The organism is Albimonas sp., from assembly GCF_055129145.1.
Window position 1 is genome coordinate 1 of record NZ_JBSRTQ010000219.1, and the last position, 15500, is coordinate 15500.

Sequence of the window (15500 nt, forward strand, 5' to 3'; positions counted from 1 at the left end):
ACTTGATCAGCGGCCTGACCGCCGCGTGACTTGATCAGCGGCCCGGGGGTCAGGCGATCACGCGATCAGGCCGCTGATCAAGTCACGCGGCGGTCAGGCCGCTGATCAAGTCACGCGGCGGTCAGGCCGCGATGAACTCGTTCCACTTGCGGACCATGTACTTGTTCTCGTCCATCACCGCGTTCCAGCAGGCGACGGCGCCCATCCGCGCCTCGAACGAGCCGCCGTCGCGGACCTCGCCGACCTGCGCCATGGGCGAGCCCTGCGGGTTGGTGATGACCTCGGTGGCGGGCTTGCCCTCGAACCAGTAGCCCCATTCGTTCTCGGACATGAACAGCTTGGAGGTCTCGGGCACGGCGGAGTAATAGCCCTGACGCATCAGGAAGCCGCCGACCCAGCCAGACAGATACCAGTTGATGTATTCGTAGGCGGCTTCGAGCTCGAGCCCGCTCAGGTTGGCCGAAAGACCAAGCCCGCCGCCCCAGGACCGGTAGCCCTCTTCGAGCGGCTGGTAGACGCAGGGGATCCCCTTCGACTTCACCGCGGTGATCGCCGGCGACCACATCGACTGGATGACGACCTCGCCCGAGGCCATCAGGTTCACGCTCTCGTCGAAGGACTTCCAGAAGGCGCGGAACTGCCCGGCGCGCTTGGCCTCGATGAAGATCGCGATGGTCTTGTCGATCTCGTCCTGGGTCATGTTCCCCTTGTCGCCGTAGGCGACCTCGCCCATCGACTCGCAGACCATGGCCATGTCCATGATCCCGATCGACGAGATGTCGAGGATCGAGGCCTTGCCCTTGAATTCGGGGTTCAGCAGCTCCGACCAGTTGCGGATCGGGCGGTTGATCAGGTCGGGGCGGATGCCGAGCGTGTCGGCGTTGTAGATGGTGGGGATCAGGGTCATCCAGCCGGTCTCGTGATCGGCGAAGCGCTTGCTGCCCGGGCCGTCGGTGAAGCCGACGGTGCTGGGCGCGGTGCCCTGGGCGATGGTGCTTTCGGGGGTCAGCTTGCCGGATTTGAAGATGCCCACGATCTTGTCGTAGTTCTCGATCTTGGTGGTATCCATCGCCTGCAGGTTGCCGGCGCCCCAGACCTTCTTGCAGATCCAGTATTCGATGTCGGCGATGTCGAAGGATTTCGGCTGGGTCGCGGCGCGCTGGGTGACGCTGTCGCTGTCCAGCGCGGTCATCTCGAGGGTGAAGCCGAGATCCTCCTTCACCTTCTCCGCCACTTCGTTGAGGTTCGAGACGCCGGTGCCGAACTGGCGCAGCGTCACGTCCTTGATGTTCTGCGCCCAGATCATCGGCGCCCCGATGACGCCCGAGCCGACGGCTGCGGCGCCGAGCGCGGTGGCGCCCTTCAGCAGCCCGCGGCGGGAAACGCCCTTGGTCTCGAACCTGTCCATGTGTCTCTCCTTGTTTTCCCTGTCGGCGACCGGGGTTTCGGCCCGGCCGGGTTCTTTCTTGCGGCCCCGCCTCAGGCGGCGAGCCGGTGGGCGTCCTCGGGCTTCCAGGCGAGCATCACCTGCTCGCCCAATTGCACCGGGTCGCTGAAGAACTGGGCGTCGGGGACCACGGCGGTCAGCTCGCCCAGCTGGTCGGCCTCCAGCGAGACCGAGACGGTGGCCCCGAGATATTCGATGTCGCGCACCGTGGCGGGCAGCCCCATGCCGCCCTTCATCACCGCGATGCGGTCGGCGCGCACCGCGAGCTTGCCGGAGCCGTCGTCGACCACGTTGTGCCCGCCGATGAAGCGGGCGACGAACTCGGTCCGCGGCGCCCCGAAGACCTCGCGCGCCGGGGCGGCCTGCTCGATCCGGCCGGCGTTCATCACCACCACCAGGTCGGCGAGCGCCAGCGCCTCGTCCTGGGAATGGGTGACATGCACGAAGGTCAGCCCCAGCTCGCGCTGGATCTTCTTCAGCTCGGCCCGCATCCGGATGCGCAGGAACGGGTCGAGCGCCGACAGCGGCTCATCGAGCAGCAGCGCCTGCGGACGGGTGATGAGGGATCGCGCCAGCGCCACGCGCTGCTGCTGGCCGCCGGAAAGCTGGGAGGGGAGGCGGTCGGCGAAGGCGGTCATGTCGACCAGCGCCAGCATCTCCGCCGCCTTGGCCAGCCGGTCGGCCTTGGCCACGCCCTTCATCTTCAGGGAGAAGGCGACGTTCTCGGCGATGCTGAGATGCGGGAAGAGCGCGTAGGACTGGAACATCATCGAGGTGCCGCGCTTGGCGGGGGGCAGACGTGTGACCTGCTTGCCGCCGAGCATCACGTCGCCCTCGGAGGCGCTTTCATGCCCGGCGATCATGCGCAGCGTGGTGGACTTGCCGCAGCCCGAGGGGCCGAGCAGGCAGCAATAGGCCCCCGAGGCGACCTTCAGGTCCACCGCATCGACCGCGAGCGCATCCCCGTATCGCTTGGTCAGCGCGACAAGTTCCAGCGTGGCGTCCTGGCTCATTCCTGCGGTCCCCTGATCTGCGCGATGCGGGCGGCGAAATGCGCCGGCGCCCGTTACGTCAAGCCTAGCAAGGCCCGTGCCAAGCGCCGCACCCGGCCCCTCACGCCGCGGCGCCGCTTGCAAACCGCCCGCGGGCGCCGCAGCAATGAGCAGCTTGCGCCTGTTCTCGACGCAATTGTATACGATCCCAGCTCGCCCGCCTCGTCCGTCGTCCCGACCGCGGGATCGACACGAGGTCCTGATCGGTTTCAGGGAGTCGACGCATGTCGCAGCCGCCGCGGGGCGCAAGCCCTTCGCCGAGATACGCCCGCCACCGCGCCGGCCTGGCGGGCGGCGCCTCCGCGCGGCCGCCAGCCGACGACGCCGACCCGTCGCCGGAGGTCGGGCGCCTGTTCTCGCTGCCGCCGGGCCGGGCGCTGGAGATCTGCGCGAGCCTGCACCGCGCCATTCTCGAACATCGGGTCTCGCCCGGCGCCAAGCTGTCGGAGGATGAGGTCGGCGAGCTTTTCGGCGCCTCGCGCACCGTCGCCCGCGCCGCGCTGCACGCGCTCGCCCATTCCGGCCTGGTGACGATGGAGCGCAACCGCGGCGCCTTCGTCGCCCGCCCCGACAAGCGCGAGGCGAACGAAGTGTTCGAGGCCCGCGCGCTGATCGAGCCGCGGGTGGCGCGGATGGCCGCCGCCCATGCGGGCCCCGCGGACATGGCCGCCCTGCGCGCGCATCTGGAGGCGGAGCACGAGGCCGTCGCCGCCGACGACAAGGGCCGGGCGCTGTCGCTGTCAGGGGCGTTTCACATCCGCCTGGCGGACATCGCCGACCAGCATGTGCTGACCGGGATCGTCCGGGCGCTGGTGGCGCGGTCGTCGCTGATCATCGCGCTCTACTGGCGCCGGGCCGACGCGACCTGCGAAAGCCACGCCCATCACGCCCTGCTGGATGCGCTGGAACAGGGCGACGCGGCGGGAGCGGAGGAGATCATGCGCGGGCATATCGTCGACCTGCGCTCGGGCCTCGACCTGGGCGAGCGCCCCGCCCCCATCGCCAGCCTGGCGGAGGCGCTGGGGCGCTGAGGCGCGCCGCGTTCGGGAAATTCAGTCGAGCAGATCGGCCCCGGGGACGGGCATGCCGCCGGCGCGCAGCCCCTGGGCGGCGGCGACGAGCAATCCAAAGGTCTCCGCCGCCTCCACCGCGCCCGCCGGGGGGGCCGCGTCGAGGAGGCGGGCGAGGGCTGCGGCGGCGTCGGCATGATCGCCCGCCGCCGCCGCGGCCACCATGCCGGCGAAGGCCACTTCATCCGGCGAGGCGACGAGGCTGGTCAGCGGCCCCGGCCGCAGCCGGCGCCGGGCGGCCCCCGCCATCAGCATCACCAGCCGGTCCATCTCCTCCACCGCGCGCATGGCGCCGTCACCGCCCAGAGCCTCCTCCAGCTCCCGCCGCACCGCCCAGCGCCCATCGGCCCCGACCCGCATCAACCGCAGCGCCAGCGCCGCCCGCCGCTCCACCGGCGGCAGGGCGGCGAAGCGCAGCGGCGCGGCGTAGGGAGCGCGTGCGGTCATGGCTCGGGCCCTCCTCAGGCGGTCACTTGGTCAGGATCAGCTTGCGCTGGCGGGTGACCCGCAGGGTGTAGACGGCGCCGTCGAGCACGATGCGCGCCTCCTGCCCGCCGCCGGTCAGGGCGCGGGCGTCATGCACCGGCGCCGTGTCGACCGGCAGGCGCGTGGTGGTGGAGGCGGCCTGCAGCGCGGGCGCCGCCGTCGGCGCGCGGGCGGAGATCCCCGGACCGGCGCGGTGGCCGGAGGCGTCGGCGCAGCCCAGGCTCAGCACCGGGCGAAGGGTCATCGCGGGACGGGTCATCGCGCGCCCTCCATCCGGTCGAGCCAGCGTTCCAGCGACATGTCGAGCCCGCCGAGACCGCCGGTCAGCAGCTGGGCGACGGCGTCGTCGCGTTCGGCGAGACGGCCGAAGGGGGCGGGAGGGGTCGGTGCGCCGGCGCGGCGCGCAGGCGGGCGGTCCTGGAACAGGTCGCGCATATCGGGTCTCCGGACTGTCGAACGGCGCGCGGATCCGGCGGGCGGCAAGACGCGGTTCGTTCGGTTTCGCGTTCGGTCCTGGCTTCCCCGAGCCGGCGCGACGGGCGCGACGGGGTGGCTGCGGCCTCACGTCTTTATGAGCCGAATCTCCGCGCGCGGTCAATCCCGAGTTTTTCAATCAGGTATATTTCCGCCTCCCTCGCCGCGCCGACCGGCGCCCCCCCGGCTTGACGCCGCGCCGCCAATGCATGACCCTGCGTTCAAAGAAGAAACCGAACAACAGAACCCATGGGGAGGAATTCCATGATCCGCACGATCCGCGCGGCCGTCCTGGCTGCATCCGTCGCGCTTCCGGGCGTCTTCGTCGCCGTTCCGGCGATGGCCGCCGACTTCAAGCTGCCCGACACGCTCGCCGTCACCGCCTACGACACCGGCTCGTCGGGCTACAGCCAGATGGTCGCCGTCGGCGCGGCGCTGCAGAACGCCGCCGGCGTCAACCTGCGCATCCTGCCCGGCAAGAACGACATCGCCCGCATGGAGCCGGTGCGCCAGGGCAAGGTCCCGATCTCGGCGATGGGCGTCGGCGTCTACATGACCCAGGAGGGCGTGTTCGAATTCGGCTCCGAGCGCTGGGGCCCGCAGAGCGTGCGCATCCTGATGACCAACAACGCCGGCGACACCGCGCTGGCGGTGGGCGTCTCCCGGGAATCGGGCATCCAGACCTACGAGCAGCTCCGGGGCAAGCGCGTGGCCTGGGTGAAGGGCGCCCCGGCGCTCAACGTCAACATGGAGGCCTATCTCGCCTATGGCGGCCTGACCTGGGACGACGTGGAGAAGGTCGAGTTCGGCGGCTATGGCGACAGCTGGAAGGGCATGGTCAACGGCCAGGTCGACGCGGCCTACGCCATCATGACCTCCGGCTCGGCTTTCCAGATGGAGGCCTCTCCGCTCGGCCTCGTCTGGCCGCCGATCGACCCCGCCAACACGGAGGGTCTGGCGCGCATGCAGGCGCTCGCCCCCTATTTCGCCCCGGTGGTCGCCACCAAGGGCGCGGTGGCCGCCACCACCGAAGGCGGCATCCCGTCCGCCGCCTATCCCTATCCGGTGCTGATCGCCTACGCCGAGCAGGACGAGGACCTCGTCTACAACTTCACCAAGGCGATGTACGAGCTTTACCCCGAATACGAGGGCAAGGCCCCGGGCATCGACGGCTGGGCGATGAAGTTCCAGAACCTGGAATGGGTGGTCCCCTATCACGAAGGCTCGATCCGCTACTACAAGGAGGCGGGCGTGTGGACCGACGCCGCGCAGAGCCACAATGACGGGCTGGTCGCCCGCCAGAAGGTGCTGCAGGACGCGTGGAAGGCGCTCGAGGCCGAGAAGCCGGCCGATTGGGACGCCGCCTGGGATGCGCGGCGCCGCGAGGCGCTGAAGGCCGCCGGTCTGCAGGTCGTGTTCTGAGATCCCGACGGGGGGCGGCGACGCCCCCCGCATCCCGGCCCCCATCCGGTCTGCGCGCTTGACCGTTCCGCCTCGCGCGGTAAAAGTGCGCATCCTAGAACGACCGTTTCACCTGTCGGAATGAAACGGCGCCCCCGGAGGAGATCACAGATGTTGAAGTCCCACCCTGCTCGCGTGGCCGGGCCGACGGCGGCGCTCGCCCTCGGCCTCGCCGCGACCTTCGCGCTTCCGGCCTCGGCCGAGTTCAAGCTGCCCGACACCGTGGCGATCACCGCCTATGACACCGGCTCCACCGGCTACAGCCAGATGGTCGCCGTCGGCGCCGCGCTGCAGAACGCCGCCGGGGTCAACCTGCGCATCCTGCCCGGCAAGAACGACATCGCCCGCGCCGTGCCGCTGCGCCAGGGCAAGGTGCCGTTCTCGGCCTTCGGGGTCGGCTGCTACATGATGCAGGAAGGCGTGTTCGACTTCTCGAACGCCGACTGGGGCCCGCAGCCTATCCGCGTGATGATGACCAATTTCGCCGGCACGCTGGGCCAGTCCCTGGGCGTCGCGGCCGATGCCGGCGTGAAGGAATATGCCGACCTGCGCGGCAAGCGCGTGGCCTGGATCAAGGGCGCGCCCGCGCTCAACACCAACACCGAGGCCTATCTCGCCTATGGCGGGCTGACCTGGGACGACGTGGAGAAGGTCGAGTTCGGCGGCTACGGCGACAGCCAGAAAGGCCTGGTCAACGGCCAGGTCGACGCCGTCTTCGCCTCGACCACCTCGGGCGGCATGTTCCAGGCCGAAGCCTCGCCGCGCGGCCTCTACTGGCCGCCGATCGACCCCGAGGACAAGGCCGCCGTGACGCGGATGCAGGACGTGGGACCGTATTTCCGGACCATGACCGCCACCGAGGGCGCGGTGGCCGCGACCACGCCGGGCGGCGTGAAGACCGCCGGCTACCCCTACCCGGCGCTGGTGACGATGGCCGATCAGGACGCGGACCTCGTCTACAACATGACCAAGGCGATGTACGAGACCTTCCCCGACTACAAGGGCAAGGCGCCGGGCATCGACGGCTGGGCGCTGGACATGCAGTCGATGGAATGGGTGATCCCGTTCCACGAGGGCGCGATCCGCTACTACAAGGAGGTCGGCGCCTGGACCGAGGCCGCCCAGGCCAACAACGACGCGCTGATCGCCCGCCAGAAGGTGCTGGCGGACGCCTGGGCGGCGCTGAAGGCCAAGGATCCCGCCGACTGGGACGCCGCCTGGCCCGAAGCGCGCCGCGAGGCGCTGAAGGCCGCCGGGATCAAGGTGGTGTTCTGAGGCGACGGGGCGCGGGATCCGGTCTTTCCGGCCTCCGCGCCCGCCCGCTTCCGACGCCCGCCCGACCCCGGACCACGCGGTCCGTCCGCGCCGGCGCGGCCGAGCCCCGGCTCCGGCCGCGCCCTCGCAACATTCCCTTCGCGCCGCGCGCGCCCGCGCGGCCGGCTCCCCCGCCGCAAGCACAGGCTGACAAGACATGGACGAGGCCGAACGACGCGAGCTCGAAGGAGCCGCTCCCGCCACCCTGCCCCCGGCGGCGCGCGCCGTGGTCATCGCGGGGACGATTCTGACCATCGCGCTCGCCGCGCATCAGCTGTTCAACTGGCAGCTGTTCGGGATCGTGCTGATCGAGGGGCGCTACCTCTACATCCTCGGCGCGGTGTTCCTGGCGCTGACCTTCCTGGTGTTCCCGCTGAAGCGCGCCGGCGGCCCCGGCCTGTTCGACTGGATCCCCGCAGCGCTGGCGGCTCTGGGCGGCGGCTATTTCGCCTGGACCGCCAACCTGAGCCTCGAGCAGGGCTGGGAATACGCGGCCCCCGAGACGGCGGTCTGGGCCTCGGTCCTGTTCTACGTGCTGATCCTCGAGGCGACGCGGCGCGCGGGGGGGCTGGTGCTGTTCCTGATCGTCGCGGCCTTCTCGCTCTATCCCACCTTCGCCGACGTGATGCCGGATCCGCTTTCGGGCTACGCCTCGCCGTTCCTCGACCTCGCGCCCTATCACATGATCTCGAACGAAAGCTCGTTCGGCATCCCGATGAACGCCTTCGGCAACCTGGTGATCGGCTTCATCGTGTTCGGCGCAGTGCTCCAGCACACCGGCGGCGGCAAGTTCTTCAACGACTTGGCGCTGGGGCTCGTCGGCGGGTTCCGCGGCGGGGCGGCGAAAGTCGCGATCTTCGCCTCGGGCTTCATGGGCTCGATGTCGGGCTCGGTGATCTCGAACGTGCTGACCACCGGCGCGGTGTCGATCCCGGCGATGAAGCGCACCGGCTTCTCGGCCCGCTACGCCGCGGCGACCGAGGCCTGCGCGTCGACGGGGGGCGTGCTGATGCCTCCGGTGATGGGCGCGACCGCCTTCGTGATGGCGTCGTTCCTGTCGCGGCCCTATGTGGAGATCGCGCTGGCCGCGGCGATCCCCTCGATCCTCTTCTACTTCGGCCTCTTCGCCCAGATCGACGCCTACGCCGCCCGGCGCGGGCTGAAGGGCCTGGCCCCCGGCGAAGCCCCGACGCTCCGCCAGACCTTCGCCGACGGCTGGCCCTATGTGGCGGTCTTCGCAGTGTTGATCTTCATGATGGTGGTGCTGCGTCAGGACACGCTCGCCCCGTTCTACGCCACCGCCCTGCTGCTGGTCATCAACCAGACCCTGAAGAAGCAGCGCTTCACGCTCAAGAGCCTCGGCGACCTGATCGTGGGCATCGGCCGGGCGCTGGCCGAGCTGGTGGCGGTGCTGCTCGGCGTCGGCCTGATCGTGGGCGCGTTCTCGGCCACCGGCCTCGCCGGCACGCTGGTCAACGAGCTGGTGTTCATGGCCGGCGACAGCGTCTTCGCGCTGCTGGTGATGGGGGCGATCACCGCCTTCATCTTCGGCATGGGGATGACGGTCACCGCCTGCTACATCTTCCTCGCGGTGGTGCTGGCCCCGGCGCTGACCCAGGCCGGGCTCAACGAGCTCGCGGTCCACATGTTCATCCTCTACTGGGGCATGGTCTCCTACATCACGCCGCCGGTGGCGCTCGGCGCCTTCGCCGCCGCCACCATGGCGGGGGCGAGCCCGATGCGCACCGGGTTCGAGGCGATGAAGCTCGGGGGCGTCATCTACCTCGCGCCGTTCTTCTTCGTGCTGAACCCGGCGCTGGTCGGCGAGGCCTCGGCGCTCGAGGTCGCGATCACCATGACCACGGCGCTGATCGGGGTGTTCTTCATCTCCGACGCGTTGCAGGGCCATGTCAGCCTGGTCGGCGATCTGGGCGACGACCTGAAGGGCTACGTCATGCGGGTGATGCTGTTCTTCGGGGGGCTGGCGATGGCGATGCCGGGCAACGGGCTGCTGGGCCTCGACCGCTGGGCGCTGAACGGGGCGGGGATCGCGCTGGCGATCCTGCCGATCCTGGTGGCGCGGGCCACGGGCACGCGGGCGGCGACCACGGCGCCGCAGGTTTGAGCCTTCGGGCCGGGCCGGTTGGGGGCGGGGGGCGGAGACGCCCGCCGCCCCTTTTCCGTTCCCCGGGGCCGCCTGCGACCCCGAAATCCCGGCTTTGCGCGTAGACCCGGGAGGCGGGGGCCCCTAGATGGATGCGTGCCCGAACCCCGATCCTCCCGCCCCCGGAGCCCCATGCTGCGCGACCGCCTACGCACCCTGATCGACGCGCCGGCCTTCGAGCGCGCGATCGTCGTCCTCATCCTCCTCAACGCCCTGATCCTGGGGCTGGAGACGTCGCCCACCGCCATGGCGGCCGCGGGCCCGATCCTCGTGGCGCTCGACACCGCGATCCTCGGCGTCTTCGTGGCGGAGCTGGCGCTGCGCCTCTACGTGCGCCGCGCCGCGTTCTTCCACGATCCCTGGCGGATCTTCGACCTGGTGGTGGTGGGGGTGGCGCTGGTCCCCGCCTCCGGCCCGCTGTCGATCCTGCGCGCCTTCCGCATCCTGCGGGTGCTGCGCATGGTGTCGGTCGTGCCGTCGATGCGCCGCGTGGTGACGGGCTTGCTGCGCGCGATCCCGGGGATGGGATCGGTGGTGCTTCTGCTGTCGATGATCTTCTACGTGTTCGCCGTGATGGCCACCAAGCTCTTCGGAGCCGTCCATCCGGAATGGTTCGGGACGCTCGGCGAAAGCGCCTACACGCTTTTCCAGGTGATGACGCTGGAGAGCTGGTCGATGGGCATCGTCCGCCCGGTGATGGAGGCGTTCCCGCAGGCCTGGCTCTTCTTCGTGCCCTTCATCCTGCTGACCACCTTCGCGGTGCTGAACCTTTTCGTCGGCATCATGGTCGACGCGATGCAGTCCCATCACGAGAGCGGCGAGGACCCGGCACCCGCCGCCTCCGACCGCGCCGAGATCCTGACCGAGATCCGCGCGCTGCGCGCCGAAATCGCCGAGATGCGGGCGGAGCGGCAGGACACGCCTCGGGACGGGTCGGGGCGCTAGGCCCCGGCGCGGTCGTTCCAGATCTTGGTCATGCGGCTGACCTTCCCGGCTTCCGTCTCGATCACGTAGACATAGTCGGCGGCGATGGGGATCGGCTTGCCCGACTTGCTCTTCGCCGTGCCGAGGAACACGGCGTAGGCCATCACCGTCGTCCCGTCCTCGGCCATGCCCTTGCGTTTGAGGTCGTAATGGGCGTCGGGGATCGCCTTGCAGGTCGCCTCCATCCAGTCGGCATAGGCTTCCAGCGTCTTCACTTCGTCCAGCGACTTCGCCTGGCAGGAGAAGGCGGCGTCGGGGACGCACCATTGGCGGCAGACCTGCCAGCCCTTGCCTCGCTCGATCGCGTCGAAGAATTCCATGACCGGTTCGATGACGGACATCCGTTGGCTCCTGTTCCAGGGCGGCGCGGGATTGGCGGCCGACTGACGGGCGCAGTCTAGCCCATTCGCGCGCGAAGCCATTGCGTAAAGCCGGGGCGCGCCTCCCCCGCCCGAGTTTCCCAAGCGTATGAAATTTTTCCCTTCCCGGCTCCTGACGTGTTGGTCATAGTCGTGTTGCGGCGCATCAAGAACCGCGCCCGCGACGCCGCCGAGGGGACCGCATGCCGCCATTCCTCCGCGCCTATGTGCGCCGGATCGACCGGATCAACCGCGCCGTGGGGCGGGTCACGATGTGGGGCGTCGTGGCGATGATCGGGGTGCTGTTCTGGTCGGCCATCTCCAAGACCGTGTTCACGCCGTCGCTGTGGACGCTGGAGATGGCGCAGTTCCTGATGGTCGCCTATTTCCTGCTGGGCGGGCCTTATTCGATGCAGACCGGGGACCATGTGCGCATGGACCTGATGTATTCCCGATGGTCGCCGCGCAATCGCGCGATCATCGACAGCGTCACCTGCCTGGCGCTCATCTTCTATCTGGCGTTCCTGCTGCTGGGCGGGTTGTCCTCCACCGCCTACGCCATCGAATACGGCGAGCGCTCCTACTCCGCCTGGCGGCCCTACATGTGGCCGATCAAGGGGGTGATGTGCGTGGCGATCCTGCTGATGCTGCTGCAGGCCATCGCCCAGATGATCCGCGACATCGCCGCCGCGCGGGGCGAGCCTCTGCCCGATTTCACCCCGACCGAGGGGCCCGCATGAGGTTCCCGGCATGAGCTACGAGGCCATCGCCCTTCTGATGTTCGCCTCGATGATGGTGATGCTGCTGACCGGGCAGCGGGTCTTCGCCGCCATCGGGGTCGTCGCCGTCGCCTCGGCCATCGCCATGTGGGGGGGCGGGGGGTTCGAGCTGGCGTTCTCGTCCGCCATGAAGCTGATGAAGTGGTATCCGCTGCTGACGCTGCCGCTCTTCATCTACATGGGCTACATGATGTCGGAGAGCGGCATCGCCGACGACCTCTACGACATGTTCCATGTCTGGTCGGGGGGCCTGCGCGGCGGGCTGGCGGTGGGCACCATCGGGCTGATGGTGGCGATTTCGGCGATGAACGGCCTGTCGGTGGCGGGCATGGCCATCGGGGCGACCATCGCGCTGCCGGAGCTGCTCAGGCGCGGCTACGACAAGATCATGGTGACCGGGGTGATCCAGGCGGGCTCGTCGCTGGGCATCCTCGTGCCGCCCTCCGTCGTGCTGGTGCTCTACGGCATGATCGCCCGCGCGCCGGTGGGGCAGCTGTGGCTCGCGGGCGCGATCCCCGGGCTGATGATGGCGGGGCTTTTCGTGCTCTACATCGTGGTGCGCTGCCGGCTCCAGCCGCATCTGGGCCCGACGCTGTCGGCCGAGGAGCGGGCGCGCATCACCTGGGCCGACAAGCTCGCCTCGCTGCGCGCCGGCATCTGGCCGCTGCTGATCTTCTTCTTCATGACCGGTCTTTTCGTGATGGGCTACACGAGCCTGGTGGAGTCCTCCGCCGTCGGCGCGGTGTCGGCCACGGTCGCGGCGCTGGCGAAGCGCCGGCTGAGCTACACGGTGCTCGAGGCGACGGTGCGAAAGACGCTCGGCATCACCTGCATGTTCATGTGGATCATCCTCGCCGCCTTGTGCTTCGGGGCGGTGTTCGACGGGCTGGGCGCGGTGCGCGCGGTGGGGGATTTCTTCACCGAGGATCTGGGGCTGAGCCCGTGGGAGATCCTGATCCTGATGCAGCTCAGCTATCTGGTGATGGGGACGTTCCTCGACGACACCGCGATGCTGGTGATCGTGGCGCCGCTCTATATCCCGCTGGTCAAGGCGCTGGGCTTCGATCTGGTCTGGTACGGCGTGCTCTACACCATCACCTGCCAGATCGCCTACATGACCCCGCCTTTCGGCTACAACCTGTTCCTGATGCGCGCCATGGCGCCGCCGGAGATCTCGATCATCGACATCTACCGCTCGGTGATCCCGTTCGTGGCGGTGATGCTGCTGGCGCTGGCGCTGGTGATGGCCTTCCCCCAGATCGCGCTGTGGCTGCCCGGTCTGGTCTATGGAAAGTAGTTCGAGCGACAAGCGCCCGGAAAACGGGCCGTCCATCAACAGCGGAGAACCCAAATGAATCTCAGAAGACAGTTCCTCAAGGGCGCCGGCCTCGCCGCCGCCGGCACGCTCGCCGCCCCCGCGCTGGTCAAGGCGCAGTCGCCGGTCAAATGGCGGTTCCAGACCTATGCGGGCGCGGCGCTCGGCGAATTCGTCACCAAGCCGATCATCGACGCGATCAACAAGGCCGCGAACGGCGCGCTGGAGATCGAGCTTTATTACGCCGACCAGATCGTACCGACGGGAGAGCTGTTCCGCGCCATGCAGAACGGCGTGATCGACGCGGTGCATTCGGACGACGACTCGATGGCGGCGCCGGTGGATATCGCGGTCTTCGGCGGCTATTTCCCGATGGCCACCAAGCAGATCATGGACGTGCCGGTGCTGTTCAACCAGTACGGGTTGAAGGAGATCTGGACCGAAGCCTATGATGAGGTCGGCGGCGTGAAATGGCTGTCGGCCGCGGGCCAGGACCCGTGCCATTTCAACACCAAGAAGAAGATCACCAGCCTCGACGACCTGTCGGGCCTGAAGCTCTACACCTTCCCGACCGCGGGTCGGTTCCTGTCGAAATTCGGCGTGGTGCCGGTGTCGATCCCCTACGAGGACGCCGAGGTCGCGGTCCAGACCGGAGAGCTCGACGGCATGGCCTGGTCGGGGATCACCGAGGATTACACCGTCGGCTGGGCGGACGTGACCGACTATTTCCTGCTGAACAACATCTCGGGCGCCTGGATCGGCTCGTTCTACGTGAATTCCGACAGCTGGGGGAAGCTGACGCCGGAGCTGCAAAGCCTAGTTATGTCGTGCATCGAGGCGGGCCACTTCTACCGCACGCAATGGTACTGGGGCGGCGAGGCCAGGCTGCGCGCGTCCGGCGAGAAGCTGGAGCTGACCTCGATCCCCGCCGCGGAATGGAAGGAGGTCGAGGAGGCCGCCAAACCGTTCTGGAAGGAGATGTCGGAGATCTCGGACCGCGCCGCCCGCGTGGTGAAGATCTTCGAGGACTACAACGCCGTCATCGAAAAGGCCGGCCCGCCCTACGCCCTGGGCTGACCCCTCGGGGGGGCGTCGCAGGGCGCCCCCTTTTCCCGCCGCCGCCCGGCCCCTCGGGCGGCGCGCCGCGTTTCAGCCCGCGCCCGCGGGCGCCCCGCAAGACCCTGAAAGAAGAGGCCCGACATGCCCGGCAAGCTGACCCTCACCGACCTCGCGGAACTGGCCAAGGCCGGCGAGATCGACACCGTGCTCGTGGTCCAGGCGGACATGCAGGGGCGGCTGATGGGCAAGCGGTTCCATGTCGACTTCTTCCTCGACGGCGCGTGGGAGGAGACGCATGCGTGCAATTACCTCCAGGCGACCGACATGGAAATGGAGACGGTGCAGGGCTACGCCGCCACCTCCTGGGCGCGGGGCTACGGCGACTACGTGATGAAGCCCGACCTGACGACCCTGCGCCGGATCCCGTGGCTGGAGGGGACCGCGCTGGTGATGTGCGACGTGCTCGACCACCATCATGCGCTGGTGCCGCACGCCCCCCGCTCGGTCCTGCGCGCGCAGGTGGCGCGGCTGGAGGCGAAGGGCTGGACCGCGCAGATGGCGACGGAGCTGGAATTCTACCTCTTCCGCGAAAGCTATGACGAGGCCCAGGCCAGGGCCCATCTCGGGATGACCCCGATCAGCGCCTACAACGAGGACTACCACATCTTCCAGACCACCAAGGAGGAGGACGTGATGCGCGCCGTGCGCAACGGGCTGAACGGCGCCGACATCCCGGTGGAGAACTCCAAGGGCGAGGCCGATGCGGGTCAGGCGGAGATCAACGTCCGCTACGCCCCCGCGCTGGTGATGGCCGACCGGCACGCGATCATCAAGAACGGGGTGAAGGAGATCGCCTGGAAGGCCGGGCGATCCGTCACCTTCATGGCCAAGTGGGATTATGAGCGGGCGGGGAATTCCTCGCATGTCCACATGTCGGTGGCGGGGGAGGACGGGGGGAACCTGTTCTTCGATCCGGACGCCGACTACGGCATGTCGGCGATGATGCGCGCCTGGATGGGCGGGCTGCTGGCCCATGCGGCCGAGATCACCTATTTCCTCGCGCCCTACATCAACAGCTACAAGCGTTTCGTGCCCGGCACCTTCGCGCCGACGAAATCGGTGTGGTCGATGGACAACCGCACCGCCGGCTTCCGGGTGGTGGGCGAGGGGACGAAGGGGGTCCGAGTGGAATGCCGGATCGGGGGGGCGGATCTGAACCCCTATCTCGCCATGGCGGCCCTGATCGCGGCGGGGCTCGACGGGGTCGAGCGGGGGCTCGACATTCCCGGCCCCTTCGCCGGCGACGCCTACGCGGTCGGCGACGCGCCCGAGGTGCCCACCACCCTGCGCGAGGCGATGGCGCTGCTCGACGGCTCGAGCTTCCTGCGGGGCGCGTTCGGGAACGAGGTGGTGGAGCATTACGTGCACGCGGCGCGGGTCGAACAGATGGAGATGGACCGCCGGGTGACCGACTGGGAGCTGAAGCGGGGGTTCGAACGGTCGTGAGCTCAAGCCCCGGCGGCGCGGGCTTCCGCC

The 15500-nt window shown here is 69.0% G+C and carries 15 protein-coding genes; 9 read left to right on the plus strand and 6 right to left on the minus strand.

What is annotated here, in order from left to right; translation table 11 throughout:
• Positions 1 to 121 precede the first annotated feature (121 nt).
• Entirely contained in the window at positions 122 to 1408 is a 1287-nt protein-coding gene (locus ACTB72_RS20405; RefSeq protein ID WP_463038860.1) for an ABC transporter substrate-binding protein, read from the minus strand.
• A 71-nt stretch (positions 1409 to 1479) separates the two neighbouring features.
• Positions 1480 to 2460, minus strand: coding sequence for an ABC transporter ATP-binding protein (locus ACTB72_RS20410; RefSeq protein WP_463038861.1), 981 nt, complete (start codon positions 2458 to 2460; stop codon positions 1480 to 1482).
• Positions 2461 to 2723: 263 nt separating this feature from the next.
• Between ACTB72_RS20410 and ACTB72_RS20415 the strand changes: the two genes are divergently transcribed.
• Complete coding sequence (locus ACTB72_RS20415) at positions 2724 to 3530, plus strand: GntR family transcriptional regulator (RefSeq protein WP_463038862.1); 807 nt, start codon at positions 2724 to 2726, stop codon at positions 3528 to 3530.
• 21 nt (positions 3531 to 3551) lie between these two features.
• Here ACTB72_RS20415 and ACTB72_RS20420 read toward each other — a convergent pair whose 3' ends face one another.
• From ACTB72_RS20420 to ACTB72_RS20430, 3 genes are all read right to left on the minus strand, one after another.
• Positions 3552 to 4016: a hypothetical protein gene (locus ACTB72_RS20420; protein ID WP_463038863.1), complete on the minus strand. Its 465-nt coding sequence runs from the start codon at positions 4014 to 4016 to the stop codon at positions 3552 to 3554.
• A 22-nt stretch (positions 4017 to 4038) separates the two neighbouring features.
• Positions 4039 to 4173 carry a hemin uptake protein HemP gene (locus tag ACTB72_RS20425; RefSeq protein WP_463038874.1) on the minus strand — a complete coding sequence of 45 codons (135 nt, stop codon included), beginning with the start codon at positions 4171 to 4173 and terminating at the stop codon, positions 4039 to 4041.
• 137 nt (positions 4174 to 4310) lie between these two features.
• The gene (locus tag ACTB72_RS20430; RefSeq protein WP_463038864.1) at positions 4311 to 4490 is read right to left on the minus strand and encodes a hypothetical protein; all 180 of its coding nucleotides are present in this window, start codon (positions 4488 to 4490) and stop codon (positions 4311 to 4313) included.
• Between the two features lie 303 nt (positions 4491 to 4793).
• Between ACTB72_RS20430 and ACTB72_RS20435 the strand changes: the two genes are divergently transcribed.
• The 4 genes from ACTB72_RS20435 (at position 4794) to ACTB72_RS20450 (ending at position 10413) form a co-directional block, all read left to right on the plus strand.
• Positions 4794 to 5951, plus strand: coding sequence for a TAXI family TRAP transporter solute-binding subunit (locus ACTB72_RS20435; RefSeq protein WP_463038865.1), 1158 nt, complete (start codon positions 4794 to 4796; stop codon positions 5949 to 5951).
• Between the two features lie 150 nt (positions 5952 to 6101).
• Complete coding sequence (locus ACTB72_RS20440; RefSeq protein WP_463038866.1) at positions 6102 to 7265, plus strand: TAXI family TRAP transporter solute-binding subunit; 1164 nt, start codon at positions 6102 to 6104, stop codon at positions 7263 to 7265.
• Positions 7266 to 7461: 196 nt separating this feature from the next.
• On the plus strand, positions 7462 to 9429 hold the full coding sequence (locus ACTB72_RS20445; RefSeq protein WP_463038867.1) for a TRAP transporter permease: 1968 nt from the start codon (positions 7462 to 7464) through the stop codon (positions 9427 to 9429).
• A gap of 171 nt (positions 9430 to 9600) precedes the next feature.
• Entirely contained in the window at positions 9601 to 10413 is an 813-nt protein-coding gene (locus tag ACTB72_RS20450) for an ion transporter (RefSeq protein ID WP_463038868.1), read from the plus strand.
• Here ACTB72_RS20450 and ACTB72_RS20455 read toward each other — a convergent pair.
• The gene (locus tag ACTB72_RS20455; protein ID WP_463038869.1) at positions 10410 to 10793 is read right to left on the minus strand and encodes a nuclear transport factor 2 family protein; all 384 of its coding nucleotides are present in this window, start codon (positions 10791 to 10793) and stop codon (positions 10410 to 10412) included. The two genes, ACTB72_RS20450 and ACTB72_RS20455, sit on opposite strands and share 4 nt — an antisense overlap.
• Before the next feature lie 221 nt (positions 10794 to 11014).
• On the opposite strand from ACTB72_RS20455, the gene ACTB72_RS20460 reads away from it, so the two are divergent.
• The 4 genes from ACTB72_RS20460 (at position 11015) to ACTB72_RS20475 (ending at position 15470) form a co-directional block, all read left to right on the plus strand.
• On the plus strand, positions 11015 to 11551 hold the full coding sequence (locus ACTB72_RS20460) for a TRAP transporter small permease subunit (RefSeq protein ID WP_463038870.1): 537 nt from the start codon (positions 11015 to 11017) through the stop codon (positions 11549 to 11551).
• Positions 11552 to 11561: 10 nt separating this feature from the next.
• A complete protein-coding gene (locus ACTB72_RS20465; RefSeq protein ID WP_463038871.1) occupies positions 11562 to 12887 on the plus strand; it encodes a TRAP transporter large permease in 1326 nt (441 codons plus the stop codon).
• Between the two features lie 54 nt (positions 12888 to 12941).
• Complete coding sequence (locus ACTB72_RS20470; protein ID WP_463038872.1) at positions 12942 to 13982, plus strand: TRAP transporter substrate-binding protein; 1041 nt, start codon at positions 12942 to 12944, stop codon at positions 13980 to 13982.
• A gap of 123 nt (positions 13983 to 14105) precedes the next feature.
• Positions 14106 to 15470, plus strand: a complete 1365-nt coding sequence (locus ACTB72_RS20475) for a glutamine synthetase family protein (protein ID WP_463038873.1) — start codon at positions 14106 to 14108, stop codon at positions 15468 to 15470.
• Positions 15471 to 15500 lie beyond the last annotated feature (30 nt).

Bases quoted from the DNA above. Each gene is read 5' to 3' on its own strand.
- ACTB72_RS20455 (WP_463038869.1), bottom strand. From the start codon at position 10,793: ATGTCCGTCATCGAACCGGTCATGGAATTCTTCGACGCGATCGAGCGA.
- ACTB72_RS20450 (WP_463038868.1), top strand. From the start codon at position 9,601: ATGCTGCGCGACCGCCTACGCACCCTGATCGACGCGCCGGCCTTCGAG.
- ACTB72_RS20440 (WP_463038866.1), top strand. From the start codon at position 6,102: ATGTTGAAGTCCCACCCTGCTCGCGTGGCCGGGCCGACGGCGGCGCTC.
- ACTB72_RS20445 (WP_463038867.1), top strand. From the start codon at position 7,462: ATGGACGAGGCCGAACGACGCGAGCTCGAAGGAGCCGCTCCCGCCACC.
- ACTB72_RS20415 (WP_463038862.1), top strand. From the start codon at position 2,724: ATGTCGCAGCCGCCGCGGGGCGCAAGCCCTTCGCCGAGATACGCCCGC.
- ACTB72_RS20475 (WP_463038873.1), top strand. From the start codon at position 14,106: ATGCCCGGCAAGCTGACCCTCACCGACCTCGCGGAACTGGCCAAGGCC.
- ACTB72_RS20470 (WP_463038872.1), top strand. From the start codon at position 12,942: ATGAATCTCAGAAGACAGTTCCTCAAGGGCGCCGGCCTCGCCGCCGCC.
- ACTB72_RS20405 (WP_463038860.1), bottom strand. From the start codon at position 1,408: ATGGACAGGTTCGAGACCAAGGGCGTTTCCCGCCGCGGGCTGCTGAAG.
- ACTB72_RS20430 (WP_463038864.1), bottom strand. From the start codon at position 4,490: ATGCGCGACCTGTTCCAGGACCGCCCGCCTGCGCGCCGCGCCGGCGCA.
- ACTB72_RS20435 (WP_463038865.1), top strand. From the start codon at position 4,794: ATGATCCGCACGATCCGCGCGGCCGTCCTGGCTGCATCCGTCGCGCTT.
- ACTB72_RS20465 (WP_463038871.1), top strand. From the start codon at position 11,562: ATGAGCTACGAGGCCATCGCCCTTCTGATGTTCGCCTCGATGATGGTG.
- ACTB72_RS20460 (WP_463038870.1), top strand. From the start codon at position 11,015: ATGCCGCCATTCCTCCGCGCCTATGTGCGCCGGATCGACCGGATCAAC.
- ACTB72_RS20410 (WP_463038861.1), bottom strand. From the start codon at position 2,460: ATGAGCCAGGACGCCACGCTGGAACTTGTCGCGCTGACCAAGCGATAC.
- ACTB72_RS20420 (WP_463038863.1), bottom strand. From the start codon at position 4,016: ATGACCGCACGCGCTCCCTACGCCGCGCCGCTGCGCTTCGCCGCCCTG.